General features: G+C 73.0%; 23 protein-coding genes. 12 read left to right on the top strand and 11 right to left on the bottom strand.

Annotated elements, in window-relative coordinates; genetic code table 11:
* Positions 1-13 precede the first annotated feature (13 nt).
* A complete protein-coding gene (locus ABGB11_RS18240; RefSeq protein ID WP_347634224.1) occupies positions 14-631 on the bottom strand; it encodes a GNAT family N-acetyltransferase in 618 nt (205 codons plus the stop codon).
* A gap of 37 nt (positions 632-668) precedes the next feature.
* Between ABGB11_RS18240 and ABGB11_RS18235 the strand changes: the two genes are divergently transcribed.
* The 3 genes from ABGB11_RS18235 (at position 669) to ABGB11_RS18225 (ending at position 2,823) form a co-directional block, all read left to right on the top strand.
* Entirely contained in the window at positions 669-1,220 is a 552-nt protein-coding gene (locus ABGB11_RS18235; RefSeq protein ID WP_347634222.1) for a CGNR zinc finger domain-containing protein, read from the top strand.
* A 51-nt stretch (positions 1,221-1,271) separates the two neighbouring features.
* A complete protein-coding gene (locus ABGB11_RS18230; RefSeq protein ID WP_347634220.1) occupies positions 1,272-1,994 on the top strand; it encodes a hypothetical protein in 723 nt (240 codons plus the stop codon).
* Between the two features lie 79 nt (positions 1,995-2,073).
* On the top strand, positions 2,074-2,823 hold the full coding sequence (locus tag ABGB11_RS18225; protein ID WP_347634218.1) for a methyltransferase domain-containing protein: 750 nt from the start codon (positions 2,074-2,076) through the stop codon (positions 2,821-2,823).
* A gap of 13 nt (positions 2,824-2,836) precedes the next feature.
* Here the strand turns inward: ABGB11_RS18225 and ABGB11_RS18220 are convergent, their stop codons facing one another.
* The gene (locus ABGB11_RS18220; RefSeq protein ID WP_347634216.1) at positions 2,837-3,718 is read right to left on the bottom strand and encodes a hypothetical protein; all 882 of its coding nucleotides are present in this window, start codon (positions 3,716-3,718) and stop codon (positions 2,837-2,839) included.
* Positions 3,719-4,061: 343 nt separating this feature from the next.
* On the opposite strand from ABGB11_RS18220, the gene ABGB11_RS18215 reads away from it, so the two are divergent.
* A complete protein-coding gene (locus ABGB11_RS18215; RefSeq protein WP_347634214.1) occupies positions 4,062-4,469 on the top strand; it encodes an ATP-binding protein in 408 nt (135 codons plus the stop codon).
* 12 nt (positions 4,470-4,481) lie between these two features.
* On the opposite strand, the gene ABGB11_RS18210 is transcribed toward ABGB11_RS18215, so the two are convergent.
* Positions 4,482-6,089 carry an AMP-binding protein gene (locus ABGB11_RS18210; RefSeq protein WP_347634212.1) on the bottom strand — a complete coding sequence of 536 codons (1,608 nt, stop codon included), beginning with the start codon at positions 6,087-6,089 and terminating at the stop codon, positions 4,482-4,484.
* A 249-nt stretch (positions 6,090-6,338) separates the two neighbouring features.
* Between ABGB11_RS18210 and ABGB11_RS18205 the strand changes: the two genes are divergently transcribed.
* Positions 6,339-6,923 (top strand): TetR family transcriptional regulator, encoded by a 585-nt coding sequence (locus ABGB11_RS18205; RefSeq protein WP_347634210.1) that lies wholly within the window; start codon positions 6,339-6,341, stop codon positions 6,921-6,923.
* Between the two features lie 82 nt (positions 6,924-7,005).
* Here the strand turns inward: ABGB11_RS18205 and ABGB11_RS18200 are convergent, their stop codons facing one another.
* Positions 7,006-8,574, bottom strand: a complete 1,569-nt coding sequence (locus tag ABGB11_RS18200) for a recombinase family protein (RefSeq protein WP_347634527.1) — start codon at positions 8,572-8,574, stop codon at positions 7,006-7,008.
* Between the two features lie 179 nt (positions 8,575-8,753).
* Between ABGB11_RS18200 and ABGB11_RS18195 the strand changes: the two genes are divergently transcribed.
* The 5 genes from ABGB11_RS18195 (at position 8,754) to ABGB11_RS18175 (ending at position 18,805) form a co-directional block, all read left to right on the top strand.
* Positions 8,754-9,278 carry a MarR family transcriptional regulator gene (locus tag ABGB11_RS18195; protein ID WP_347634208.1) on the top strand — a complete coding sequence of 175 codons (525 nt, stop codon included), beginning with the start codon at positions 8,754-8,756 and terminating at the stop codon, positions 9,276-9,278.
* A gap of 115 nt (positions 9,279-9,393) precedes the next feature.
* Positions 9,394-10,599 (top strand): cupin domain-containing protein, encoded by a 1,206-nt coding sequence (locus ABGB11_RS18190; protein ID WP_347634206.1) that lies wholly within the window; start codon positions 9,394-9,396, stop codon positions 10,597-10,599.
* On the top strand, positions 10,596-11,450 hold the full coding sequence (locus ABGB11_RS18185; protein WP_347634204.1) for a hypothetical protein: 855 nt from the start codon (positions 10,596-10,598) through the stop codon (positions 11,448-11,450). Before ABGB11_RS18190 ends, ABGB11_RS18185 begins: the two co-directional genes overlap by 4 nt.
* On the top strand, positions 11,441-12,613 hold the full coding sequence (fahA, locus tag ABGB11_RS18180) for a fumarylacetoacetase (RefSeq protein ID WP_347634525.1): 1,173 nt from the start codon (positions 11,441-11,443) through the stop codon (positions 12,611-12,613). Before ABGB11_RS18185 ends, fahA begins: the two co-directional genes overlap by 10 nt.
* A gap of 135 nt (positions 12,614-12,748) precedes the next feature.
* Positions 12,749-18,805, top strand: a complete 6,057-nt coding sequence (locus tag ABGB11_RS18175; RefSeq protein WP_347634202.1) for a tetratricopeptide repeat protein — start codon at positions 12,749-12,751, stop codon at positions 18,803-18,805.
* Positions 18,806-18,817: 12 nt separating this feature from the next.
* Here the strand turns inward: ABGB11_RS18175 and ABGB11_RS18170 are convergent, their stop codons facing one another.
* On the bottom strand, positions 18,818-19,792 hold the full coding sequence (locus ABGB11_RS18170) for an alpha/beta hydrolase (protein WP_347634200.1): 975 nt from the start codon (positions 19,790-19,792) through the stop codon (positions 18,818-18,820).
* Between the two features lie 101 nt (positions 19,793-19,893).
* On the opposite strand from ABGB11_RS18170, the gene ABGB11_RS18165 reads away from it, so the two are divergent.
* A complete protein-coding gene (locus ABGB11_RS18165) occupies positions 19,894-20,097 on the top strand; it encodes a nuclear transport factor 2 family protein (RefSeq protein ID WP_347634198.1) in 204 nt (67 codons plus the stop codon).
* Between the two features lies 1 nt (position 20,098).
* Here ABGB11_RS18165 and ABGB11_RS18160 read toward each other — a convergent pair whose 3' ends face one another.
* From ABGB11_RS18160 to ABGB11_RS18150, 3 genes are all read right to left on the bottom strand, one after another.
* Positions 20,099-20,494, bottom strand: coding sequence for a RidA family protein (locus ABGB11_RS18160; protein ID WP_347634196.1), 396 nt, complete (start codon positions 20,492-20,494; stop codon positions 20,099-20,101).
* A gap of 10 nt (positions 20,495-20,504) precedes the next feature.
* Positions 20,505-20,954, bottom strand: a complete 450-nt coding sequence (locus ABGB11_RS18155; RefSeq protein WP_347634194.1) for a carboxymuconolactone decarboxylase family protein — start codon at positions 20,952-20,954, stop codon at positions 20,505-20,507.
* A gap of 81 nt (positions 20,955-21,035) precedes the next feature.
* Positions 21,036-21,515, bottom strand: a complete 480-nt coding sequence (locus tag ABGB11_RS18150; RefSeq protein WP_347634192.1) for an Rrf2 family transcriptional regulator — start codon at positions 21,513-21,515, stop codon at positions 21,036-21,038.
* A 91-nt stretch (positions 21,516-21,606) separates the two neighbouring features.
* On the opposite strand from ABGB11_RS18150, the gene ABGB11_RS18145 reads away from it, so the two are divergent.
* Positions 21,607-22,140 (top strand): GNAT family N-acetyltransferase, encoded by a 534-nt coding sequence (locus ABGB11_RS18145; RefSeq protein WP_347634190.1) that lies wholly within the window; start codon positions 21,607-21,609, stop codon positions 22,138-22,140.
* An 84-nt stretch (positions 22,141-22,224) separates the two neighbouring features.
* Here ABGB11_RS18145 and ABGB11_RS18140 read toward each other — a convergent pair whose 3' ends face one another.
* The 3 genes from ABGB11_RS18140 to ugpC are packed head-to-tail and all read right to left on the bottom strand — an operon-like array spanning position 22,225 to position 25,532.
* Positions 22,225-22,911 carry a class I SAM-dependent methyltransferase gene (locus ABGB11_RS18140; protein WP_347634188.1) on the bottom strand — a complete coding sequence of 229 codons (687 nt, stop codon included), beginning with the start codon at positions 22,909-22,911 and terminating at the stop codon, positions 22,225-22,227.
* A 23-nt stretch (positions 22,912-22,934) separates the two neighbouring features.
* Positions 22,935-24,170, bottom strand: a complete 1,236-nt coding sequence (locus ABGB11_RS18135) for a DUF4032 domain-containing protein (RefSeq protein WP_347634186.1) — start codon at positions 24,168-24,170, stop codon at positions 22,935-22,937.
* 3 nt (positions 24,171-24,173) lie between these two features.
* The gene (gene ugpC / locus ABGB11_RS18130) at positions 24,174-25,532 is read right to left on the bottom strand and encodes a sn-glycerol-3-phosphate ABC transporter ATP-binding protein UgpC (protein ID WP_347634184.1); all 1,359 of its coding nucleotides are present in this window, start codon (positions 25,530-25,532) and stop codon (positions 24,174-24,176) included.
* Positions 25,533-25,539 lie beyond the last annotated feature (7 nt).

Raw genomic sequence — 25,539 nt, 5'->3', positions numbered from 1 at the left:
CGGCTCCTCACAATCACCGCAATCGTGCCATGACGTGCCGCCAGATCATGCAGTCGTGCCAGGTGTCGTGGTCGGGGTCGGTCGCGGTCCAGGTACGGCAGTGGCGTGGGAGACGTTGTTCGTACTGGTAACCGGCGCGCTCGGCCAGACGCAGCGAGGGGGTGTTGCCGGGCTCGATCTCGAGCCAGACCCGGTGCAGGCCCAGGTCGTCGTGCGCCCAGCGGGTCAGTGCGGTGACACCGCGCAGGGCGAGTCCCCGGCGGCGGTTCTCCGGCCGCACCCAGTAGGCGAGTTCGGCGCTGCGCGGGCCGTCGATCATGAGCCCCAGTGCGCCGAGCAGGCGGTCGTGCATGAGGAGTCCATAGGACACCTGGCTTCCCGCGGCCGGATCCCAGTCGTCCAGGGCGGCACGAGCGTCCCGAGGCGTGTAGGGCCCGGCCGGGTGCGGCCCCCAGAGTGCATGAGCCGTCTCGGTGCCGGTGGCCTCGACCACGAGGTCGACGTCCTGCGCGGTCAGGGTGCGCAGCCGCAGTCCTTGCCCCAGGTCGATGTCGGCGATCATCTCACCCGGCCTCGAATGTCCGGACGGCATCGGCGGAGCCGTCGTAATGTAGTTGGTGTTCATGTTCATGCCGCCTACTATGCGAACGAAGGAGGTAGGGGGTCAAGTGCGCTACGTCGCCTACATCGGCAATCTGACCCGCCTGGCCGTCGAACTGGTCAACGCCGACGAGCCCAGCGAGCTGCGGCGGGAGTTCTTCCGCCAGCACCACATAGCCGACCCGGACCCCGGCGAGCTGGAAGGTCTGCTCGGCTCGCTGCGCGAGGCGGTCGCGGCCGTCGCGGGCGCCGGACCGATCGCTCCCGTCAACCTGCTGCTGGAACGTTTCCCGCCCGCGATCCACATCAGCGAGCACGACGGGGAGGGTCGGCCGCACCTGCATTTCGCTCCCGACGGAGAGGAGCCCGTCACCTGGCTCGGCCGCAGTTGCGCCGCGGCCCTCGCGCACGCGATCTGCGGAGACCCGGAGGTGGCCGTGGGCCGGTGCCGGGCGGAGGGGTGCGCGCGCTTCTACGTCGACGACTCCCGCAACCGCAGCCGCCGCTTCTGCTCCAACACCTGCGCGAGCCGGACGACCGTCGCCAGCCACCGCGCCCGCCGCAAGGCGGGCACCACCCGCCGAGCCGCGCCGGCGGAAACCGCCTCGGGCGACATGTAGCCATCATAGCCAGCTTGACCACCTACACCCCGCGCTCCTAACGTAGGCAGCATGAGCGCTAATGACACCTACACGATCCTGGATACCGCCCGCCGCCTGCATGTGCTCGGTGACTGGGACCACGCCGCCGCCCTGCTGGCCGGAGAGCAGAGCACCGAAGCGCTCGAACTGAGGGCCGAGATCCTGTACGAACGATTCCTGTTCCAGCTCGACGGCAGCGACGCCGCGGCCACCGCGATAGCGGCCCTCGATCCGGAATCACCGCGGGCTCGCCTGCTCGCCGCCCGGCTCGCTTACACCCGTCTGGTCTTCAAGCTGGACTCGCTGCCGGAGGACTACGAGACCGCGGAAGGCGGGTACCGGTTCGCCTCCGCCGACCCGGCCATGCACGGGTGGGCCGAGTTCCACTGGGGAGCGCTCCTCGACAACGTCCGCGACGACGGTGATGCCGCGAAGCCGCACTACAGCAAGGCCCTCGAAGCCGCCGACCGCGAAGGCGACCCGATCCTCGAATCGATCGTGCTCCGCCATCTGGCCTGGCGTGTGATCGAGGGCGGCGACCGCGAGGAGGGTCTGCGCATGCTGCGACGCTCGCTCCATCTGCGCTGCGCGGTCGGCCTGCGTCCGCAGATCGCCGCGGCCCAGCTCCTGCTCGCCGCCGAGCTGCCCGAGGACGATCCCGAGCGCGCCACCCTCCTCGAGGCCGCCCGGACCACCGCCGACGACCTGGGCCTCACCTGGGTCCGGACCGGCCTCGATCAGCTCGCCGCCTGACATCCGCCGCGGTCGGCTCAGGCGAGGACGGCGCGGGCCGGTTGACTTAACGTCGACATTAAGTCGCAGCATGGCGCGCATGTCGAACGAAACGATCGAAGCGCTCATCCCTCAACTCGATGCCGTCGACGCGAGTCCCGGCGCCGCCGAGCTGCGCACCCGCACGTACGAACTGCTGCGCTCCGCCCCGGGCTCGCTCGTGGTCGACGTCGGCTGCGGTGCCGGGCGCGCCGTCGCCGAGCTGGCGGACCAGGGCGTCCGGGCGATGGGGATCGACGTGGACGACACGATGATCGCGCTGGCGCGGAAGCGCTGGCCGGACGGCGAGTTCCGCACCGGAGACGCCTACGCCCTGCCGCTGGGGGACGGGGAGGCCGCGGGCTATCGGGCGGACAAGGTCGTCCACACGCTGGCCGACCCCGGGCGGGCGCTCGCCGAAGCACGCCGCGTTCTCGCTCCGGGCGGGCGCATCGTGCTGTGCGGGCAGGACTGGGACATGTTCGCGGTCGATTCCGCCGACCCGGAGCTCACCCGCACCATCGTGCGGGAACGCGCCGACCTGGTCGCGTCGCCGCGCGCCGCCCGCCGGCACCGCAACCTGCTGCTGGACGCCGGCTTCCGCGAGGTGACGGTCGAGGTGCACACGGGGGTGTTCACCGACGACTCGTTCCTGCCGGTCCTCACCCGCCTCGCCGAGACCTGCCGCGAGCACGGCGCGATCACGGATGCGCAGGCCGGCGCGTGGATCGCCGACCAGCGCGAACGCGCCCGGACCGACCGCCTGTTCGCGGCCGTGCCGTTCTTCCTGGCGGCGGCGACACGCCCCTGAGAAAGGCGGCGAGTCAGCGCTGCGGGGCGGGGACCTTGCCTATGCCGAGGGTGTTCTGGGCCGGCATCAGGCCGGTCTCCAGCACCTTCACCAGGATGGGCATCGTGAGCTGCGCGAGGCGGTCGGCCTTGGCGGCGCCGAGGGCGCGCCACGGTTCGTAGGCGAGGTCGTCGGTCAGCCGCTCGACGGAGTCGCGGAGCTCGCGGCCCGCGGCGGTCGCGGTGCCCTCGGTGTCGACGAGGCCGCGGGACGCGAGGCGGTCGCGGGCGGCGGACCACTCGGCGTCCGTCCAGCCGCGGCTCGCGAACGTCTCCACGGGCGCGGCCCCGATCGCGGCGAACGACACCAGCGCCTCGGCCGGGTCGAGCCCGTGGGCGAGCAGTGCGGCGACATGCCCGTCCCCGCGCTGCTCGCGCAGGATGCCGACGGCGTGCCAGAGGACGAGGTGCGGCTCGTCCGGCCAGGGCAGGTCGGCGTTGGCGGCGGCGATCGGGCGCCCGGCGGTGCTCGCGGCCTCGGCGGCGGCGCGGGCCAGCTCGGCGGCCTCCGCGAGGTCCGGGTCCGCGATGCCGTCGCCGAGCAGCGCGCGGTACATGGCGTCGACGGCGCGCAGGCGCGCGTCGAGGACGCGTTCGGGCGGCGCGACCGCCCACGCCGCGGGGACGTGCTCCGCCACCATGCGGGGGCTGAAGCTGTAGAAGGCGGCCGAGACCAGCTCGGGGCCGGCGGCGCCGAGGGGGGCGGCGCGCCAGGCGAAGTAGCTCGGCCAGCGGGTGCGGGTGTCGTACCCGAGACGCTCCGCCTCGGCGAACACCTCGGGCGAGTACCAGAACAGGGCGTGCACGGCTTCGAGCTGGTGCCACATCTGCCGTGCCAGGCCGGGGTCGTCCGTCATCGGCGTCTCCTCTCTCTCGTCGACACCACTCTATCTTGACACTGACTAGATTGGAACGGCGGCCGGCCGCGCGTGGTTCCTCTCACATCCGCGCCACCGAGGCCGCCACGTCGCGCCCGCACGCACGGAGCACCCTCATCTATGTGGTGAAGTGAGCAATGTGCTGGTCGTTGTTTACTTTTTCCGTGATGCGGGAGCTCTGTGGCAACTCCTACCGTAAGCTCCGCCACCGAAGGTGAGGCTGTCCCGGAAAGGCCAAGATCAATGCGTCCGTTGCGTTGCCCGGTCACTCCTTGCAGGTGAATGATTGCGGTGCGCTTCCGAGAGTCCGAGTGGTGATGCAGTGACCGTAGGGATGGAACGGCTCGGTGAACCGTTCGGCTTCACTGGCGACGGCGACGGCGGGCGGCGCGCCCGCCGCCTCGTCCGCGAGCGTGCCGCGAAGGTCGTCGCGGACCACGCGCTCCTGGACGACGTCGAGCTGATGGCCGCCGAGGCGGTCGCCAACGCCATCCTGCACGGTTCCGGGCTCGTCACCGTGGACGTCGCCACCGACGGCGAGCGGCTCCGCGTGGAGGTCGCCGACGACGGCCCCGCCCAGTGCGATCCGCACGGGCGCCCCCGCCTCGACCACGGCCGCGGCCTCACCGTCGTGGACGCGCTCGCCGACGAGTGGGGGCTCGACCAGACCTCCCGCCGCACCCGCCTCTGGTTCGTCGTCGACGCCCGCCGCACGGCCGCCGACGCCTGACCCGCGCCCGCCTCAGCCCGCGTCCGGGACCAGCGCGCGGCGCAGCACCTTGCCGGTGGCGTTGCGCGGCAGGGCGTCGACGAACGTGACGTCGCGCGGCACGGCGAAGCGCGCCAAACGGTCCCGGACGTGCGCGCGCACGGCCTCGGCGTCCAGCGCCGCCCCCGGCCGCAGGACGACGAACGCGGCGGGCCGCCGCCCGAAGTCCTCGTCCGGGACGCCGACCACCGCGACCTCCCTGACCTGCGGCAGCCGCTCCAGCACCTCCTCGATCGCGCTCGGGAAGACGTTCTCCCCGCCCGAGACGATCATGTCGTCGTCGCGCCCGTGCACGAACAGCCGCCCGTCCCCGTCGAGGTGGCCGAGGTCGCCGAGGCTCAGCAGGCCGTCCCGCGTCTCCCGGGTCTCGCCGCCGGTGTAGCCGGCGAAGAGCAGCTCGTTCGCGGCGAAGATCCGCCCGGTGACGCCGGCCGGGACGGGCTCGCCCGCGCCGTCCAGGATCGCGACCCGCGTGCCGGGCGGCGGGGTGCCCGCGGTGTCCGGGCGGGCGCGCAGGTCGGCGGGCGTCGCGATGGTCACCCACGACGCCTCCGTGGACCCGTACAGGTTGTAGAGGACGTCGCCGAACTCGTCCATGAAAGCGGTGGCGAGCGTCGCGGGCAGCGCGGAGCCGCTGACGGCCGCGATCCGCATCGAGGACGTGTCGTGCCCGCGCCGGATGTCGGCCGGGACGTCCAGGACGCGCTGGAGCATCACCGGGACGGCGACCAGCGCGGTCGCGCGGGTCGCCTCGATCGTGCCGAGCGTCCGGCGGGGATCGAAGCGGGACCGCAGGACGACCGTGGCGCGCAGCGAGACCGCCGTCTGGAGCATCGCGTATCCCCAGGTGTGGAACAGCGGCGCCTCGATGAGCATGCGCTCGTGCACCCGGTAGGGGATGCGGGACAGGATCGACGCGAGCGGCGACAGCCCGGGGCGCGAGCGCCGGTCGGCGCCCTTCGGCCGGCCGGTCGTGCCGGAGCTGAGCACGATCGTCCGGCCCGCCCTGGCCGGCGGCCGGACCGCCGCGGCGGGCGTGGCGTCGATGAGCCTTTCCAGCTCCGACTCCGGCCCGCCCGCGGTGATGACGTGCACGCGCTCGGGCACCGCCGCGAGGAAGCCCCCGAACTCCTCGTCGGCGATCACGACCTCGACGCCCTGCTCCCCCACCACGGTCACGAGCTGGTCGGTGCTCATCCCCGTGTTGAGCAGGACGAGGTCGCAGCCGCCCTTGCCGCACGCCGCGAGCACCTGCACCATGCCGCGGTGGTTGCGGCAGAGGACGGCCACGCGCGGGGCGTCGCCGAACCGGCCGAGCGCGGCGGCGAGGCGGTCGGTGCGGGCGTCGAGCTCGCCGTAGGTCAGCTCCCCGGCGTCGTCCACGACCGCGACGGCGTCCGGGTCGCGGGCGGCGGCGGAGGCGACCGTCCCGCCGAGCAGGGTGCCCCACCGGCGGAGCGCGCCGAGCTGGCGGGCGACCTTCAGCGGCGGCCCCGGACGCCACAGCCCGCTCCGGGCGAACATGCCGCCCACCCGCGCGACTGACGCCGCGCGGCGCCCGAACTCCGTGCCTCCACTCATGTGACCGCCTCCGGTGCGAGGTTCCGGATACGAACGGTACGGAGGCCGGGCGCCGTCCTCTGCTGATCCGCGCCACCTCTTCGGCCGGTCGATTGTCAGGGAGATGACAACGGGCGGCCCTGTGCGGCGGGGACCGTCCCGGCGTCCTCGTCGCTCGCGGAGGCCTCCAACCCCGGCACGCCCAAATTCATTCCCAATGAGCAACTTTTTCCGGTACGCAGCCCGCCTTCTCGGTAGGCTGGCCTGACCATGGAGAGGACCGGCGGGCTGCGCGAGCGCAAGAAGGAGGCGACCCGCCGCGCCCTGCACGAGGCCGCGATGCGGCTCGCCGTCGAGCACGGCCTGGACGCGGTCACGGTCGAGGCCATCGCGGACGCCGCCGGCGTCTCCCGCCGCACGTTCTCCAACTACTTCGCCGGCAAGGAGGACGCGCTGCTCTACGGCGCCGAGCAGCGCATCCGGTCCCTGGTCGGCACGTTCGAGGCCCGCCCTCCCGAGGAGTCGTCCTGGACGGCGCTGCGCGCGGCGTTCGGCGCCGTGCACGACCAGTTCGGCGAGCCCGACCCGCGGTGGGCCGCGCAGATGCGCCTCGCCCGCGAGCACCCGTCCGTCCTCGCCCGGCAGCTCGCCCAGTACGCCGAGTTCGAGCGCAGCCTCGCCGACCTGATCGCCGCCCGCGACGGCCTGCCGCCGCTGCGCGCCCGCGTCATGGCGGGCGCGTTCATCACCGCGCTCCGCATCGGGACCCTCACCTGGATCGAGCAGCAGCCGCCCCACTCCATGAGCGAGACCGTCGAGGCGGCCCTCGCCGAGATAGCCCGCGAGTTCACCTGACCCCGCCTCCTCCTCGCTCATGGGCGGAGGATGTTGCGGAGGTTGCTGCGGGCCAGGTCGAGCATCTTGCCGACGCCGCCGGTCAGCATGGTCTCGTTCGCCCCGAGCGCGAAGCCTCGGCTGCCGACTGGCGCCAATCGCCGATCGTGAACGTTAGCCGTCCCTCGACGTCGCGCGCCCCACGGGTGGTTTGCCCAACTACTACGCGCACGCCCGCATTCAGCAGCATTTGGCGCCTTTCGGCTGGCTCGGCACCCGCCCACTTCTCGGCATGATCGACCCCCGTGCGTATGCGCTTGGTCCGGGCGGAGACGACCGGCGTTGCGCGCAGCCGTTCGAGGCGATCAGATCGGCTCTGCAACATCCCGGCGACGGCGTCCGCCGCCGGGCCTCGGAGCTTGCTGAGCCGGGCCGCCAGTTCCCGTACCTCGTCCTCCAGTTCGGCGATCTCCCCAGTGTGATCGATCGCAGGAATCGACACCACCTCGATGATCTCCCGGTTCCCGGCGGTGGCGAGGAACTCGCGCTCCACGTAGGCGTCGACAGGCTTTGCAACGACGTACGCCGGTTTGACACATGCTCGCCCATGGGCTTTAGCTGCGCACCTGTACTGCCGCACCGGCGCCTTCCTGTTCGGACCGGGTGATAGCCAGGCCTGGTATAGGCGCCCGCCACACGTGCCGCAGAAGAGGACGCCGAGGAGGGGATGAGCACCCGACCGTCGCCCAGGACCACTCGTCGCACGGGAGTCCATTGCGGCTTGAAGTCGATGCCATACATCGTCATTGAGCAACGCGTCACCCTGGCGCACGACCTCGCCGTCCTCGTTATGAACGGGTCGGCCGTCTTCAAGCACGAGGCCACGCAGCGTCTGTTGGCGAAGCAGCGTCGACACCATTCCCGGATTCCACCGCGCGGCAGGGTTCGTCGGCCGGCCGGCCAGGAGGGCACGATGGTTCGCCGGAGTGACGCCGGGGTGCTCGGCGTTCAACCACGCCGCGACCGCATGATACGACTTCCCAGCGATCACCAGGTCGGCCATGGTCCGGATGATGTCGGCGGTTGCCGGTTCCTCGGCAAGCCACCAACCGGCGGGGCCACCTTCCCGGTTGAGCTCCGTCGGGTGCGGCGCCGGCCGCGTACCGAATGGAACTCGCCCCCCGGACCAACGGCCGACTGACCGCAGGTACGCCGATGCACCCGCAGTGCGATCCCGGATGGCCTGGCCCTCCATCTGCGCGGCGAACGCCAAGATCATCAAAATGAGTTCGGATATCGGCGACCCCATATCCAACTCCAGCCGACCGCCACCGGGTCCTTCAGCGAAGATCAGCCGCTTTCCATGGTCCTTAGCCCAGCCAGCAAGATCGGCCATATCCCGCATTGATCGGACTGCCCGGTCGAGCCGCCACCAGGCGATGGCGTCGAAATCGGACGGCCGTCGAAGCCACGCTCCCAGTTCCGGACGGTCGGACGCCCGGGCCCCAGAGGCCGAGACGTCCATGTCCCGCGCCCATCCGATGACGAAGCCGCCGATGGACGCGGCCACACTCTCGACGGCCGCCTCCTGCCGTTCCGGTGAAGTGCTGCTATCGCGATACCGGGACAACCGGGTCGCGCCGAGGACCCGCACCCCGCAGCGGGCTGACATTGCCATAGCGGCATGCTACATATGCAGGTACGGCGGTATGGAGATTCGAATCATATCCACTCCACGAGTTCAAATCTCAGTGGCGTCCCGCTCGAGGCACGCCCCGGTGGGCAACGCCTGACACCCGCGGCCCGGCGGGGTTAAATAGTCAATCTATGAACCATCGTGGGGAGCGCCGCGTGAAGGATGACGAACTGGACTTCTGGTCGTTCGTCGATCTCGCCGGGGAGCGGCTGGCGGAGGAGTTCGGGTTCCCGCACCGCCTGGCGACGCGGCTGCTGCTGACCCTGAACCGCGCGTCGGCGATCGTCACCTACGACCTGGAGTCCACCGTGCACCGGCCGCGCGGGCACTCGTGGGCGGGCTTCCGGCTGCTGTTCGTGACCTGGCTCGCCGGGCCGCTGGAGCCGGGACGGGCCGCCACGCTGGCCGGGATGAGCCGCGCCGCGGTGTCCAACCTGGCGAAGACGCTGGTCGCGGACGGGATGATGACCCGGACGCCGGGCGAGCGGGACGGCCGGTCGGTGATCCTGTCGCTGACCGAGCGGGGCCGCGCCGCGATGCTGGAGATCTTCGCCGGGCAGCACGAGCGCGAGCGGCGGTGGGCGGGCGCGCTGACCGAGACCGAGCAGCAGATGCTGATCATGTTGCTGGACAAGCTAATCGAGGGCCGGCACCGGTTCGACGTGCGCGAACGGAGCTGACCGCCGGTTCGCCCCCGGATTCTTCCTGACCGGATTGGGCCCTTCCCTGGATGGGAGAACAGTCGTAGTGTCGGCAGAAAGTAGTTAATGCATTAATCATCGGAGGCGATGGACCGTGACCCACTACCGCCGGGTCGGCCACGTGCCGCCGAAGCGCCACACCCAGCACCGCCACATGGACCACGGGGACGGCGCGGAGCGGCTTCTCTTCGAGGAACTGATGGGCGAGGAGGGCTTCTCCTCCGACTCGTCCCTGCTGTACCACCGGGAGATCCCGTCGGCGATCGTCGACTCCCAGCCGTGGGACGTCCCGGACCTCACCACCGCGCCCAACCATCCGCTCAAGCCGCGCCACCTCCGGCTGCACGAGTTGTTCCCGAAGGAGACGTGGGCGGAGACCGACGCCGTCACCGGGCGCCGCGTCCTCCTCGCGAACAACGACGTCCGGCTCTCCTACGTCGTGTCCGCCGCCGACTCGCCGCTGTACCGCAACGCCACCGGCGACGAGATCGTCTACGTCGAGTCCGGCACCGCCACCGTCGAGACGATCTTCGGGACGCTCACCGCGGAGCAGGGCGACTACGTCGTCATCCCGACGTCCACCACGCACCGGTGGCTGCCGACCGGCGACCAGCCGCTCCGCGCGTACGCGATCGAGGCGACCGGCCACGTCGCACCGCCGAAGCGGTACCTGTCGCGCTACGGCCAGTTCCTCGAGAACGCCCCGTACTGCGAACGCGACCTGCACGGCCCGGACGAGCCCTTCACCCTGGACGGGACGGACGTCGAGGTCCTGGTGAAGCACCGCGGCTCGCGCGGCATCACCGGCACCCGCATGACCTACGCCCGGCACCCGTTCGACGTCGTCGGCTGGGACGGCTGCCTGTACCCGTTCACGTTCAGCGTCCACGACTTCGAGCCGATCACCGGCCGCGTCCACCAGCCGCCGCCCGTGCACCAGGTGTTCGAGGGACACAACTTCGTGGTGTGCAACTTCGTGCCGCGGAAGGTCGACTACCACCCGCTGTCGATCCCGGTGCCCTACTACCACTCCAACGTGGACTCCGACGAGATCATGTTCTACTGCGGCGGCGACTACGAGGCGCGCAAGGGCTCCGGCATCGGCCAGGGGTCGGTGTCGGTCCACCCCGGCGGGCTCGCGCACGGCCCGCAGCCCGGCGCCTACGAGCGCAGCATCGGCGTCGACTTCTTCGACGAGCTGGCCGTCATGGTGGACACCTTCCACCCGCTCGAACTCGGCGAGGGCGGGCTGGCCTGCGAGGACGAGGCCTACGCCTGGACCTGGGCGAGGCGGTCGTGATCCCCGCGTTCGCCGCCCGGCTCTGCGACGACGCCGCCGTCTTCCCGCCGGGCCTCGCGCCGCTCGCCGAGGCCGTCCCGGCCCACCGCGGCCACCTGTCCGCGCCCTACGCGGAGCTGGTCGGCCCGCTCGTCGTCCCGGCCACCGCGCTGGACGAGCTGTACCCGCTGCTCGGCCGTGAACCTCTCGGCGTGGAGCCGCTCGACGTGTCGGTCACCGCGCCGAGCGGGCCGTGCCAGGCGGCGAAGGGGGTGGTCGCCGCCGCCGACCTGCCCGTCACCGTGCGCGGGCTGGAGGTCGCCGTCCCGCCGAGCATGGAGCCCGACGAGTTCTTCCGCGTCCTCGGCCGCGTCGAGGCGCCGGTGTACGTGGAGATCCCCCGCGACGAGCGCCGTCCGGCGTTCATCGCCGCGGTCGCCGCACGCGGCCACCGCGCCAAGTTCCGGACCGGCGGGGTGAAGGCGCACCTCTACCCGAGCCCGGACGAACTGGCCGCCGGGATCGCGGCGGTCGTGGACGCCGGCGTCCCGTTCAAGGCGACCGCGGGGCTGCACCATCCGGTCCGCAACACCGATCCGGAGACCGGCTTCCACCAGCACGGCTTCCTGAACCTGCTGCTCGCGACCGACGCCGCGCTGGCCGGACGCCCGGTGGCCGAGCTCGCCGCCGTCCTGGCCGACCGCGACGCGCCGTCCGTCGCGTCCCGCGTGGCCGGGCTCGGCGCGGCCCGCGCGGCCGCCGTGCGCGCCGCGTTCCTGTCCTTCGGGACGTGCGGCATCACCGACCCCCTCGCCGAACTCACCGACCTCGGCCTGCTCGAATCCGCCGCCCTCCAGGAGACCTGCCGTTGACCCGCATCGACATCCCCGAGACCTCCCTCTTCGGGCTCGCCAACCTCCCCTACGGCGTCTTCTCGACCCCGGGGACCGCGCCGCGCGTCGGCGTGCGGGTGGCCGGCGCCGTCGTGGATCTGGCCGCCGGCCTCGATGACGACGTGTTCGCCGGGCCGTCGCTCAACCCCTTCATGGCGCAGGGCCATGCGCGCTGGGTCGAGGTCCGCGAACGGATCACCGGCCTGGTCTCGGGCGACATCCCGGACGGGGCCGTGCATCCCCTCGACGCGGTCACGCTGCACATGCCGTTCGAGGTCGCCGACTACGTGGACTTCTACGCGTCCGAGCACCACGCGTCCAACCTCGGGCGGCTGTTCCGTCCCGGGTCCGAGCCGCTGATGCCGAACTGGAAGCACCTGCCCGTCGGCTACCACGGGCGCGCGGGCACGGTCGTCCCGTCCGGGACGGACATCGTCCGGCCGTCCGGGCAGCGCAAGGCGGACGGCGGCCCCACCTTCGGCGAGAGCCGCCGCCTCGACATCGAGGCGGAGGTCGGCTTCGTCGTCGGCACCGGCTCGTCCCTGGGCAGCCCGGTGGGCACCGACGGCTTCGCCGAGCACGTGTTCGGCGTCGTCCTGGTGAACGACTGGTCGGCCCGGGACATCCAGGCCTGGGAGTACGTCCCGCTCGGGCCGTTCCTGGGGAAGAGCTTCGCGACGTCCGTCTCGCACTGGGTCGTCCCCCTTCTCGCCCTGGAGGAGGCCCGCGTCGCGACCCCGCCCCAGGATCCGGAGCCCCTCCCCTATCTCCACGAAAAGGACCCGTGGGGCCTGGACCTGACCCTCGAAGTCTCGTGGAACGGCCAGGTCGTCTCCCGCCCGCCCTACCGGGAGATGTACTGGTCGCCGGCCCAGATGCTCGCGCACATGACGGTGAACGGCGCCTCGTCCCGAACCGGCGACCTGTTCGCGTCCGGCACCGTCTCGGGCGCGGCGAAGGACCAGCGCGGCGCCTTCATCGAGCTCACCTGGGGCGGCAAGGAGCCGGTCACGGTCAACGGCGAACCCCGGTCCTTCCTGGAGGACGGCGACGAGGTCTCCATCGCCGCCACCGCCCCCGGCCCCGCCGGCGCCCGCATCGGCTTCGGCGAGGTCACCGGCAGGATCCTCCCCGCCGGCTGATCACCGTCGCCCGGCGCGCGTGACCAGGCCGGGGCCTGGCCGCGGGGGCGGGTGAATCGTGGAAATCCTGCGGGACGGTGGACGGATCCTGCATGATCATCGCTTCGGCTTCGTTTCCCGGGGGGATGACCAGGCATGTCCGCATGGGCCGCACGACTCGAGACGGCGGTCGCGCTGTGGCGACGGGGCGACCGGGACGGCGCGGCCGCGGCGCTGCGGGAGATCGTGGTGGCCGCGGACGGCGAGGACGGCTCGGTCGCCGCGGAGGCGTCGCACGTCCTTGGGCTGCTGCTGGCCGAGAGCGGCGACCAGGACGGCGCGCGGGCGGCGCACCGGTCGGTGGTCGCGGGCGGCCATCCGCAGTGGGCGCAGCGCTCGGCGATCGTGCTCGGTACGCTCCTGGCGGACGAGGGGGACGGGGCGTCGGCCTGCCGTCCGCTCCGGATCGCCGCGTCCGGAGCCGACCCGCGGCTCGCCCGGATGGCGGAGCTGTCGCTGGCCCACGTGCTCCGCGACCTCGGTGCCCCGGAGGCGGCCGAGGAGGCCCGGCGGCGGGCCATGGACGGCGGTCCTCCGGACATCGCCGAGATGGCCGGGGAGCTGGGCGAGATCCGGGCGCCGGACGATCAGGACGAGCGCGAGCGGGCGGCCTGGGAGGCGTTCGGATCGGTCGTCACCGTCCTCGACGAGGACGACGAGCCCGAGGCGCTGGACACCCTCGTGACGGCGCTGAACGCGATGCTGTCGGTGGGTTCGCCGGGGCTGTGCACGCAGGCGGCGATGCGGCTGTACTCGATCTACGCCTCGCTGGAGGAGTTCGGCGAGTGCCGCCGGGTCGCGGAGCACGCGATCGCCGTCGGCGACCCCGCGGAGCGCTGCCGGATGGAGAAGCTGCTCGGCGCGGTGCTGTTCGACCTCGGCGAGCGGGCCGAGGCGAGGGCGGCGTACCGGCGCGCGGCGGAGGACCCGCGGCCGGACGTCAGGCTCGACGCGCTCATCGAGGAGTCGAAGCTCACCTGGGAGTTCGGGGACGAGGAGGAGGCCCGCCGGATCCTGTGGCGGGTCGTCGACTCGGGGCACCCGCGGTACGCGATCGAGGCACGCGCGTGCCTCGGGCAGGTCCTCTCCGAGGCGGGCGAGGTCGAGGAGGCGGTGGCGTGCTGGCGGGCCGTCCTCGACTCGGAGTCGGAGTTCCGGGCGGGCGCGGTGGGTTTCCTCGGGACCCTGCTGCACGGCCTGCCGGACGGCGACCCGCGGCGGGCTCCGATCGTCGAGCTGCTCGGCCGCGCCGCGGAACTCGACGACCCGGACGTCTCGTTCCAGGCCAAGATGGTGCTGACGCAGGCCGACTTCGCCGAGCGCGGTCCCGACGCGGAGCACGAGCAGGCCGTCGACGACTGCGACACGGCGCTGGAGCGGCTGCGCGCCGGCGAGGTCGGCGAGGCCCGGGCGCTGCTGCGCCGGGTGATCGACGCCGGCGTCGGGGACCAGTCGTTCCGCGCCGCGCGGATGCTGGCCACGCTGGAGCTGGGCGAGGGCGACCCCGACCAGGCGGACGAGCTGCTGGAGTACGTGGCGGACGGCGCCGACATCGCGAGCGGCTTCGCGGTGACCGTCGAGCGCCTGCTGATCGCGCGCAGCGCGAGCGGGCCCCCGCATCCGGTGCTCACCGGGCTGATCGAGTACCAGCGGCTCGGCCGGGAGATCGGTGTCGCCCGGTACGAGGAGGCGGCGCGGCGGCCGGACCCCGCCGTGTCCGCGCCGGCGAAGAGCGCGCTGGCGCAGGTGTACATGTGGTTCGGCGCGCCGCTGTCGCGGGTCGTGGGGCTGCTGGACGAGGCGGCGGAGGAGGGCGACCCGCTGGGGCTCTCGCACGCCGCGATGCTGTCGTGGCTGGTGCGTCCCGCCGAGGACGCCGACGAGGTGGCGGCGCTGCTGCGGCGCGCGCACGCGGAGGGCGAGCCGGCGCTGGCCCCCTGGGTGGCGCAGGCGCTCGGCGCGGCCGTCGAGGCGCGGGACCCGGACGAGGCCCTGGCCGCCTACGAGAGCGTCTCCGCGTCCGGCCCCGCGGGGCTCGCCGCCGAGGCGGAGTCGGCGATGATCCGCATCCTGGAGGAGCGCGGCGACCTGGCCGCCGCGGCGGCGCTGCACGAGCGGCTGGGGGCCCGCGGCGACGTCCAGGCGGCGCGCCACCTGTGGCTTCTCGGGTTCACCCGCGCGCGGATGCGCGATCTCGGCGCGGCCCGGGCCGCGTTCGCGGGCGTCCCCGAGGACCATCCGGAACTCGCCGCCGACGGCGCGTTCGCCCGCGGCCTGCTCGACCGCGACTTCGCCGGGGCCGCCGCCGCGCTGGCCCGCGTCGAGGGCCCCGGCCTGTCCCTGTGCGTCGTGCTTCTCACGGAGGCCGCGCACGCGTGGCAGGCGGAGGGCGAGAGGGAGGCGGCGGAGGCGTCCCTCTCCTTGGCGGTGGAGCACGGGTCCGCGGACGCCGTCCAGGGGGCGGCCCTGTTCCTCGGCGCGCTGCGCTACGACGGCGGTGACAAGGCGGGCGCGGCCGAGGCGTGGGCCGCGGCGGCGGCCGGCGAGAACGACTTCTTCGCGGTGCGCGGGGCCCTGGAACTGGCGCGGGTGCGCGCTGAGCTCGGTGACCTGGACGGCGCCGCGACCGCCCATCGGCGGGCGGTGGAGGCCGCCGACCCGGACGTCGACGGCTTCGCCGAACTCGTCCAGGACGCCGTGAAGGCGCTCATCGCCGCCGGCCGGACGGCGGAGGCGCGCGACCTCCAGGCGGAGGTGTCCGGCGAGGGCCCGCACGTGGACGTGCTGGTCGGCTGGAACCTGTACGAGCTGGGCGACCACGACGCCGCCGCCGCGCGGTTCCAGGCGGTGATCGCGAGCGGGGCGGAGGAGGGTTTCGAGGCCGAGGGCGTGGCCCGCGCGAGCGTCCTGCTGGCCCGGATCGCCGCCGGGCGCGGCGACGCGGCGGAGGCGGCCCGGCTGGCCCGGCACGCGATCGCGCTGTTCGACCGGCGCCGCGAGGACGGCGACCCGGACGCCGCGTGGCTCGCCGGCGAGGCCGCTCACGACCTCGGCGGGTACCTGACCGCGACGGGCGACGAGCAGGGCGCCCGCGAGGCGTACGAGCGGGCGGCGGCCGACGGGCCCGACCGCGTCGCGTCGCCGGCCCGGGAGCGCCTCGGCGTCGCGAGCCTGGAGGAGCGCGCCGTCATGGCCGCCGAGGGCGGCGACCGCGCCCGGGCGATCGAGCTGCTCACCGAGGAGTACGGCGAGCCTCTGCTCGCCGAGCTGTACCTCGCGCTGTACGAGGAAGACTTCGGGGCGGCCGCGGCCTGGCTCGCGCGGTCGGCCGGCACCGAGTACGCCGGCACGGCGGCGGACTGGGTCGTCGCCATGGCCGTGGAGCGGCTCCGCCGCGGCCTGGACGGCTCGGGCGAGCTGTACGAGGCGGTCCTGGAGTCCGGGCCTCCGGAGCAGGTGGCCGCCATCTGCGAGAGCTTCGGCTACGGGTACGCGGAGCAGGGCGACACCGGCGCCGCGATCGAGGCGCTGGAACGCGGCTCCGCCGTCGACCATCCGGCGGCGCTCGCCTGCCTGCGGCGGCTCGTCGACACCCTGGAGTCATCGGACCACCCCGCGCTGGAGTCCGCCGCCCGGCGCGCCGTGGAGAGCGGCGACCCGGAGACGGTGGGCGTCGGCGCCTGGGCGCTGGCCGACCTGCTGAGGAGACGCGGGGAGCACGCCGCGGCCGTGCCCTGGTACCGGACGGCGCTGGACAACGCGATTCCCGAGAACGTCCAGCTGATCCGCGCCCTCCTCGGCTCCACGCTGTACGCGTTGGACGAGACCGAAGCGGCCTACGCGGAGACGGAGGCGGTGCTGGCCGGCGACGACCACGGGATGGCGGCGCTGGCGGGCGTCCAGCTCGGCGACTGGCTGGTGGCGGACGGCTCGCTCGCCCGCGCGGCCGAGGCGTTCGGGGCCGCCGCGGCGGCTGCCTACCGCAACCCGGATCCCGATGAGCAGGACGGCCGGGCGCACCAGGATGCGCTGAACAAGCTGGGCACCATCGCCGCCCAAGCCGACCGGGAGGGGGACGCGGCGCTCGCGGTCCGCGCCCTGTGGCTGGCCGCCGCCGGCGGCGCCCCCGACGACGCCGTGCGCATCGCCGAGGAGTACGCGGACGCCGCGGACGACCGCGGCGACCGGGCCGCGGCGCGCGCCTACCGGAGGGGCGCCGCGGCCTTCCCGACGGACGGGCCGCCCGAGTCGCCCGGCGCGCAGCACTCGGAACGTGCCGTGCACGCCTACAGCACCGGTGACCACGAGAGCGCCATGCGGCTGTTCGCGCAGGCGGCGGAGGCCGGGGAGCGCGACAGGGTGCTCGAACTCGTCCACGGGGCGGCCCTGGTCTCCACCGCGGAGGCCGACGTCGCCACCGCCCACGCCTACTACGACTTCGGGCTGGGCCTCGGCGGGCCTGCGGAGACCCTCGATCGGATGCGTCTCACCCGAGACGACCTGCCCGCGGCACGACCCGAGCTGACCGCGCTGTACGCGGCGCTGAGCAGTGAAGACGGAGCCGCTGACGCTCTGGCCGCGCTGAAGGGCACGGACCACTTCGAAGCGGCGTGCCGGACGGTCGTCGCCGTCGCGAAGGCCCGGCGTGAAGACGCCCCGGAGAGCGCGAGCGAGCTGCTCCGGCCGGTCGCGGAGACGGCGCCGCCGGAGCAGGCCGCCCGGGCATGGGACGAGATCGGCTCCCTCGCCGACGACCCGGACGAGGCCGTCCGGGCGTACGAGCGGGGCGCGGCCGTCGACCACCCGGCCGCGCACGCCGCGCTCCGCCACCTGATCCGGACGCTCTTCCAGCTGGAGCGCCTGCCGGAGGCCGAGGCCGCCGCGGGCCGCGCGGTCGCGACCGGCGATCCGCTCACGCTGGCCCACGGCCACCGGCTGCGGGGCCTGATCCGCGAGCAGCGGGAGGACCTGGACGGTGCGGCGCGCGAGTTCCGGCTCGCCCTGGTGGCGGCTGAGGGCCTCGGCGAGCCCGCCTTCGCCGGCGATCTGCGCCTCGACCTCGCCCGGACGCTCCAGCGGCGGGGAGACGCGGACGGCGCCGCCGCGGCGGTGCGGCAGGTCCTCGCCGAGGCGGAGACGGATCAGCTGCGGGGCAAGGCCCGGACCTACCTCGGCAACATCGCCGTTCTCCGGGGCGACCTCGCCGCCGCCGCCGAGGCGTTCGCCGAGGTCGCCGCGATGGGGCCGGACGACGGCGACGTGGCGCAGATGGCGGAGGGCGCCGCGGACAACCTGCTCGGCATCGCCAACAGCGCCTACGCCGACGGCCGGCATGACCTGGCCGTCCGCGCGCTCACGCTCGCCGCGGGGACGAGCAGGGCGGACCTCGCGATCGGAGTCGTCGAGGCGCGGGCGGCCGAGCTGGCCGGGGCGGGCGACCACGCGGCGGCGCGCCTCTACGTCGACGCCGGCCTGGGGTCCCCCCTCGATCCGGACCAGGAGGCCCGGCCGGCGGGACTGTCCGCCACGGCGGGCGAGCCGGGCTCCGGCGTCGGCACCGCGCTCGATCCCGCCCAGCTGTGGGTGCGCGGTGACGACCTGGTGGACGCGGGCAGGCACGCGGAGGCCCGGGAGATCCTGGCCCCGCTCGCCGAGGACGGCTCGGCCGTCGCCCGGCACGCCCGGGTCTCGCTCGGCCGGACGTACCACGACGAGGACCCGGCCCGGGCCCGCGACCTGTACCTGGCCGCGATCGAGGGGCCCGGCGAGCAGGGCGCCCTCGCCACCGAGCTGGCGAAGATGTACCTCGGCTCGCTGGCCAAGGCGCGGCGCGACTGGCCGGAGGCGCTCCGCTGGTACCAGGCGGTGATCGACTCCGGCACGGCCCGGAACGGGCCGATGGCCGCCGCGCACCTGGGCGAGCTGGCGTACTGGCTGGGCGACCAGGACGCGGCCGTGCGGTTCTACGAGCTGTGCCTCGCCATCGGCACCGACAGCGCGGAACTGATCGGCGAGTCGGCCTACCGGGCCGGAGAGATCCGGTTCGCCCAGGGGGATCTCCCGGCCGCCGCCGCCCTTCTCGGCCGGGCACTGGAGTCGGGGCACGAGGGCTTCGCCGAGCAGGCGCGGGTGCTGCTCGCCAAGCTGGGCTGAGGGCGGTTGCGGTCAGAGGCCGGCGAGGAAGGCGAGGACCGCGGCGTTGACCTCGCCGGCCGCCTCCATCTGCACGAAGTGGCCCGCTCCTTCGACCATGTGGACGTCGCGAAGCCCCGGCACCGTGGTCTCCATCTGCTCCAGGGCGTTGGAACCCGTCATCTGGAGGACGGGATCACGCTCGCCCACGAGGAACAGCGTCGGAACGGTGACGGGCTCGTCCGGACGGCGTTGTTTCTCCTCCCAGACGTGGTCGTAGGCCCGATACCAGTTGAGGCCGCCGGTGAAGCCCGTCCGCCGGAACTCGTCGACGTAGTGGGCGAGTTCGTCCTGTGACAACCACGGCCATGGCAGGGGCGGGGCTTCGGGCAGCACATCGAGGTAGCCGCTGCCCTCGCTGGGGTGCCGCCAGATGTCGAGGTACCGGTAACCGCCGCTGAGCGCCCAGAACACGTTCGCCAGGAAGCGCTCCGGCGCCGCGCCCAACTCCTCGTCCGCGGGCCCCTCCTCCTGGAAGTAGTGCACGTGGACGAAGTGCCGCTCGGCCATGCGCGCATAGATCTCGGTGGGCGGACGCTTCGAGACGGGCATGCGCGGCACGCTCAGCTGCACCAGCGCCTTGACCCGTCCGGGAGCCCACTGGGGCAGGTCCCAGGCGAGGGCGGCACCGAAGTCGTGCCCGGCGAAGACGGCCTCCTCGATCCCGAGCCCGTCCAGGAGACCGACCATGTCGGCGACGGTGTGCCGCCGGTCGTACGCCTGGGGGGAGGCGGGACGATCGCTGCGTCCGTACCCGCGCATGTCGGCCGCGATCGCCCGGTACCCGGCCTCCGCCAGCGCCGGAAGCTGACGCCGCCAGCTGTACCAGAGCCCCGGGAACCCGTGGCACATGACCACCGGAGGCCCGCTCCCCTGCTCGGCCACGTGCAGCGCGACGTCGCCGACGTCGAGCATCCGATGCCGGACCTCCTGATCGCCAAGGCTCATGCCGACGATCCTCGGCGTACAGGACGGCGTGAGCCTCTCCCCCTCCCGTTCACCGGGACGTCCCTGGACGGGACGTCCCCGATGGCCGAGGGTCGATCACCATGGCGGACCCGTCCGACCTCGCCGAGCGCATCGCCCGGCTGGAGGCCATCGAGGAGATCAAGGCCCTCAAGCACCGCTACCTGCGCGCCTGCGACGCCAAGGACCCGGCGGCGTTCCGGGACTGCTTCGTCGCCTCGGGCGCCTCGATCACCCGCCCGATCGGCGATGGCTGCCGCGTCGACCAGGCGGGCGACTTCCCGTAGGTCAAGGACGGACCGCGACCGCGTCCACCTCGAACAGCATGCCGGGCAGCGCGAGCGCGGCGACACCGGTCAGGGTCTGCGCGGGGGGCTCGTCCTTCCAGATCTCGCGGATCTGCTCGGCGAGGACCGCCAGCTTCCCGGCGTCGTGCTCGACGATGTGGGTGCGCAGCTGGACGACGTGCTCGAAGCCCAGCCCGACGGACGCGAGCGCGGTCTCCAGGTTGGTCAGCGACCGCCGGACCTGTCCGGCGAAGTCCTCCGCGACGACCTCGCCCTCGATGCCGGAGGCGTACTGCCCCGCGATGAAGACCAGCTCGCCGGAGGCGGACGCGACGTGGCTGTAGCCGAAGCGGACCGGGTCGTGCAGCCCGAGGGGGTTGGTGATGGCGTGCGGCATGGTCTTCTCCTCAGCGGGACGCGGCGGGGTTGCGGACGGTGACGTTGATCCGGTTCCACGCGTTGATCGCGGCGATCACCATGACGAGGGCGGCGAGCGACTCCTCGTCGTAGTGGTCGGCGGCGTCGTTCCAGACGTCGTCGGGGACTCCGTCCGGGTTGTCGCCGATCCGGGTGGCGGCCTCGGCCAGGGCCAGCGCGGCCCGCTCCTCGTCGGTGAAGAACGGCGCCTCGCGCCAGGCCGCGACCGACCAGAGCCGCTCGTCGGTCTCGCCGGCCTTCTTGGCGTCGGTGGCGTGCATGTTCACGCAGAACGCGCAGCCGTTGATCTGGCTGACGCGCAGCCTGACCAGCTCCAGCGTGCTCTGCGGGACGGGGCCGCCGTTGATGTACGACTCCAGCGCGAGCATGGCCTTGTACCCCGCGGCGGCGGGCTTCACGACGTTCATTCGTGCCTGCATGGTGCTTCCCTTCCATCAATCTGGATGTTTGATATCCAGAATTAGCCGATGGCCGGACGCCCTCCCAGGGGCCGGCCGTGATCAGGTGCGCAGGTTCGCGAACCAGGCGCGGGTCTCGCCGGGCGTGGCCGGACGGTGCCGCTCGACCGTCTCCCGGATGTCGGCGAGGGTCTGCGCGGCCAGCTCTTTACGCCAGGCCGTCTCGGCCCGCCGCATGGCCTGGGAGACGAAGCACCGCCTGCGGTAGTCGATCCCCTCGTGCTCGCCGGGCCCCTGACGCAGGATCTCCTCGCAGCGGAACGCCTCGTCCGGCCCCTCGATCGCCGTCACGATGTCGAGCAGCGTGATGTCCTCGGGGCTCCGCGCGAGCCGGAACCCGCCGCGCGGCCCCGGGGTCGAGGCGACGATGCCGGCGCGGGCCAGCGCCTGCAGCTGCTTGTTCAGGTAGGCCGCGGGCAGCGCGTAGAACGCCGCCATCCGGGCCGCCGGCATGGCCTCGCCCGGCTCCAGCCAGGTGAGGTTGAGGCAGCTGTGGATCGCCCATTCGACCCCCTCGCTCATCCGCATATTCTGGATACTAGACATCCAGGATCATCCGGGGCAACCCCCGACCGAGCCAGGGCATCGCCGGCCCGAGGCTAGAGTCCCGGCTGTGAGCACTCCGAACTTCACCTTCCGCTCGGCGACGCCGGCCGACGTCCCGGCGCTCGTCACGCTCGTCGAGTCGTCCTACCGCGGCGACTCCGCCCGCACCGGATGGACATCCGAGGCCGACATCCTCGGCGGTCAGCGCACCGACGCGGACATGGTCGCGGACGCGGTGAGCGGACCCGGAAGCCGGATGCTGGTCGCCGAGACCGGCGACGGCCCGGTCGCCTGCTGCCAGCTGGAGAACCGCGACGGGCACGCCCACTTCGGCATGTTCGCCGTGGCCCCCGCCGCCCAGCGCGGCGGGCTCGGCTCGAAGGTGCTGGCCGAGGCGGAGCGCCTGGCCCGCGAGGAGTGGGACGCCGACGAGATGCGCATGACGGTGATCAGCGTCCGCGAGGAGCTGATCGCCTGGTACGTCCGGCGCGGATACGCCCGGACCGGCGAGAAGCATCCCTTCTTCTACGGCGACGAGCGCTTCGGCATCCCGAAGCGGGACGACCTGGAGTTCGAGCTCCTGGTGAAGCCGCTCCGCTGACGTCCGGCTGCCCGTGGTTTGAGGTTTTACTTCGAGCAGTCTCCATCGACCTGCACTGATCGCCCGGCTGACCCTGCCGGAAGGTCACCGGGGAGCCGGGACGAGGCGGAAGGCCAGGAACGCCGGGAGGGCCTCCAGCGTGGCGTGGTCCTCCGGGTAGCGGTCCGCCATCTCGGGGACCGGGCGGGGCTCCAGAAGTTCCTCGATGAGGAAGCCGGCCTCGCGGAACTCGGCGCAGATCGACGTCAGCGGCCGCCGCCAGGCCCGGATGGGCCAGTCCCGCTCGTCGCTCAGCGACTCCTCCACCGGCTCCTCGGTGAAGTAGGAGCCGCCGAGGCGCACCCATCCCATCGTCGGGTGCTCGGTGGACAGCACCAGCGCCCCCGACGGCCTCAGGATCCGCCGGAACTCCTTCAGCAGGGCCACCCGGTCGTCGATGTAGTGGATCGCCAGCGCCAGGACGACGAGGTCGGCCGAGCCGTCCGCCACCCAGGTCAGCGGCCGGGAGAGGTCGTGCACGCGCAGGTCGGCGCGGCCCCCGGTGCGGGCGCGGGCCAGCTCGACGAAGGTGGGGCTCACGTCGCAGCCGGTGACGCGCGCGCCGCGGTCCAGGAGCTCCCGCGCGTAGAGGCCGGGTCCGCAGGCGGCGTCGAAGACGCTGCGGCCGGCGACGTCCCCGGCGAGACCGAGCACCGCGGGACGGTCGTAGAGGGCGTTGTAGGCGCTGGCCTCGGCATGGGCCGCGTATTCGCGGGCGAAGCGCTCGTACATGTCCCCGATCGTGCCAGAAAGGATCAACTGGTCGTGTCAGGAGGGCGGCCGCTCTCGGTCAGATCGGCGGGGATGGTCGGCAGCACGGACGCGAAGTAGTCCTGGGCCGCCGTGGACGTGCCGACGTCCCGGCCCGACCTCTCCGACAGGTACCAGCGGTGTTCGAGGACCTCGTGGAACAGCTCGACGTCGTCCAGGCGGTCGCGGAGATCCGGCGGGATCGCCTTGATGACGGGTTCGTACACCTCGGCGAGCCACTGGTTGGACGCCACGACCTCCGGCACCGGGCCGCCGTGCAGGCGTTCGAGATGCCCGCGGAAGGCGGCGATGTCGTTGAGCAGGCGCCGCGCCTGGTTCTCCTGCGCGTCCAGCCCGGTGCGGGCCAGGAGGATGCGGCGGTGGTGGCCCGGCTCGGCGACGCGGGTGCGCACGCGCAACCGCGCCCCCTCCGGCCCGGCGTCCACCAGCTCCACCTCATCCACGTCGAACCCCAGGGAGTTGATGCGGCGGAGCCGCTCCGCGATGCGGTAGCGCTGGTCGGACGGGTGCAGGATCTCCTCGCGGGTCAGCTCGTCCCAGAGCCCCTCGTACCGGCGGACCACGTCGTCCGCGACGTCGATCGGGTCGACGTCGTCAGGGAGGGTGCCCGCCGCCGCCAGGTCGAACAGCTCCCCCGCGATCCGCTCGCGCGCCAGCGAGACGTCATAGTCGCGCTGCCCCTCGGAGAGGGCCGGGTGCAGCTCGGCGGTCTCCGCGTCCACCAGGTAGGCGGCGAACGCGCCCGCGTCCAGGCGGAACAGGACGTTCGACAGCGAGCAGTCGCCCCACATGAAGCCCGCCAGGTGGAGCCGGACGAGGAGCTCCACCAGCGCGTCCAGTAGCCGGTCCGTGGGATGGGAGTACCGCGCGTTGGCGAACAGCGCGCGGTAGGACGAGGAGTGGTCGAGGAAGCGCGTGACGAGGATGGCGTCCTGCCGGTCGGGACGGTCGACCACCACGCCGATCACCTCGACCGCGGGCAGGCCGAGGGAGCGCAGCTCACGCAGCAGCCGGTACTCCCGGCGCGCCAGCCGCGCGTCCAGCTCCTTCAGCGCGTAAACCGCCCCGCCCTCGGCCACGAACCTGACCGTGTGGCGGGACAGGCCGCGCTGCCTGATCTCGACCAGCCGCGCGTCGTCCCACTCGGCGAGCGGCACCGTCCACGGCAGGTCGAGCAGACCGGCCGCCGACTCCCCGGGCGGGGTGAAGACGAAGTGCATCGGTCACGGTTCCGCGACGGACACCCCGCCTTCGTCCCCGTCCCCGGACACGCCGCCCGCCGGCTCCTGCTGCGCCTCCCGGCCCGCGACCCGCGCGTCCTCGGCGATGCGGCCGAGCTGCGTGACGCGCTCCTCGTCCCGGGTGAGGTTCTCGCCCGTGGCCGGGTCGAAGATGTGCGCGCGGGTGGTGTCGATCCACAGCTCCGCCTCGCGCCCCGGCGCGATCAGGCTGGCCGCGTCCAGCGACACGACGGCCTGCGTGCGGAGCTGGTCGCTGTCGAGCTCCCGGGACAGGTCGCGCAGCTGCGCGGCGAGGTCCTCGGGCGCCTCGTAGGGGACGTAGGCGTACAGCTCGTTGCCCAGCCATTCCGTCACGTCCACCCGGGCCCGGACGACGCTGCCCCGCCCCTTCTTCTCCTCGCCGACGAGGGAGGCGTCCTCGAAGTGCTCGGGACGGATGCCGACGAGCACGACGGACCGATCGCCGATGGCGGCGACCTTCCGCTCGTCGCGCAACTCGAACCGGCCGAGCGGCGTTTCCAGGAACGCCCCGTCTGTGCTGCCCGAGGGGGGGCGACCCCCCGCGCCCCCCGCGCCCCCCGACTCGCCTCCGGCTCGGTTCACGGACGCGGGCAGGAAGTTCATCGACGGCGACCCGATGAACCCCGCGACGAACAGGTTCACGGGCTCCTCGTACAGCTCGCGCGGGCTTCCGACCTGCTGCAGGACGCCCTTGCGCAGCACCGCGACCCGGTCGCCGAGCGTCATCGCCTCCGTCTGGTCGTGCGTGACGTACACGGTCGTGGTGCCGAGCCGCCGCTGGAGGCGCGAGATCTCGGTGCGCATCTGCCCGCGCAGCTTCGCGTCCAGGTTCGACAGCGGCTCGTCGAACAGGAACGCGTCCGCCTGCCGGACGATCGCGCGCCCCATCGCGACCCGCTGCCGCTGCCCGCCGGACAGGTTCGCCGGCTTGCGGTCCAGGTGCTCGGTCAGCTCCAGCAGTTCGGCGGTCTCCTTCACGCGGCGCTGCACCTCGTCGTCGGAGGTCTTGGCGAGCCGGAGCGGGAACGCGATGTTCTCGAACACGGTCAGGTGCGGGTACAGCGCGTAGTTCTGGAACACCATCGACAGGTTCCGCTCGCGCGGCGCCACCTTGTTGACGACCCGGTCGCCGATGACCATCTCGCCGGACGTGATGTCCTCCAGCCCGACGATCATCCGCAGCAGGGTGGACTTCCCGCAGCCGGACGGGCCGACCAGGATCATGAACTCGCCGTCCCGCACGTCCAGGGACACGTCGTTCACGGCCGGGAAGCCGTCGCCGTACTGCTTGACGATGTTCTTCATGGTGATGGCGGCCATGGTCTTC

The organism is Actinomadura sp. B10D3 (genome assembly GCF_039871695.1).
Taxonomy (GTDB): Bacteria; Actinomycetota; Actinomycetes; order Streptosporangiales; family Streptosporangiaceae; genus Spirillospora; species Spirillospora madurae.
The sequence above is the reverse complement of the archived record's forward strand: the minus strand, read 5'-3'. Positions and strand labels throughout refer to the sequence as shown.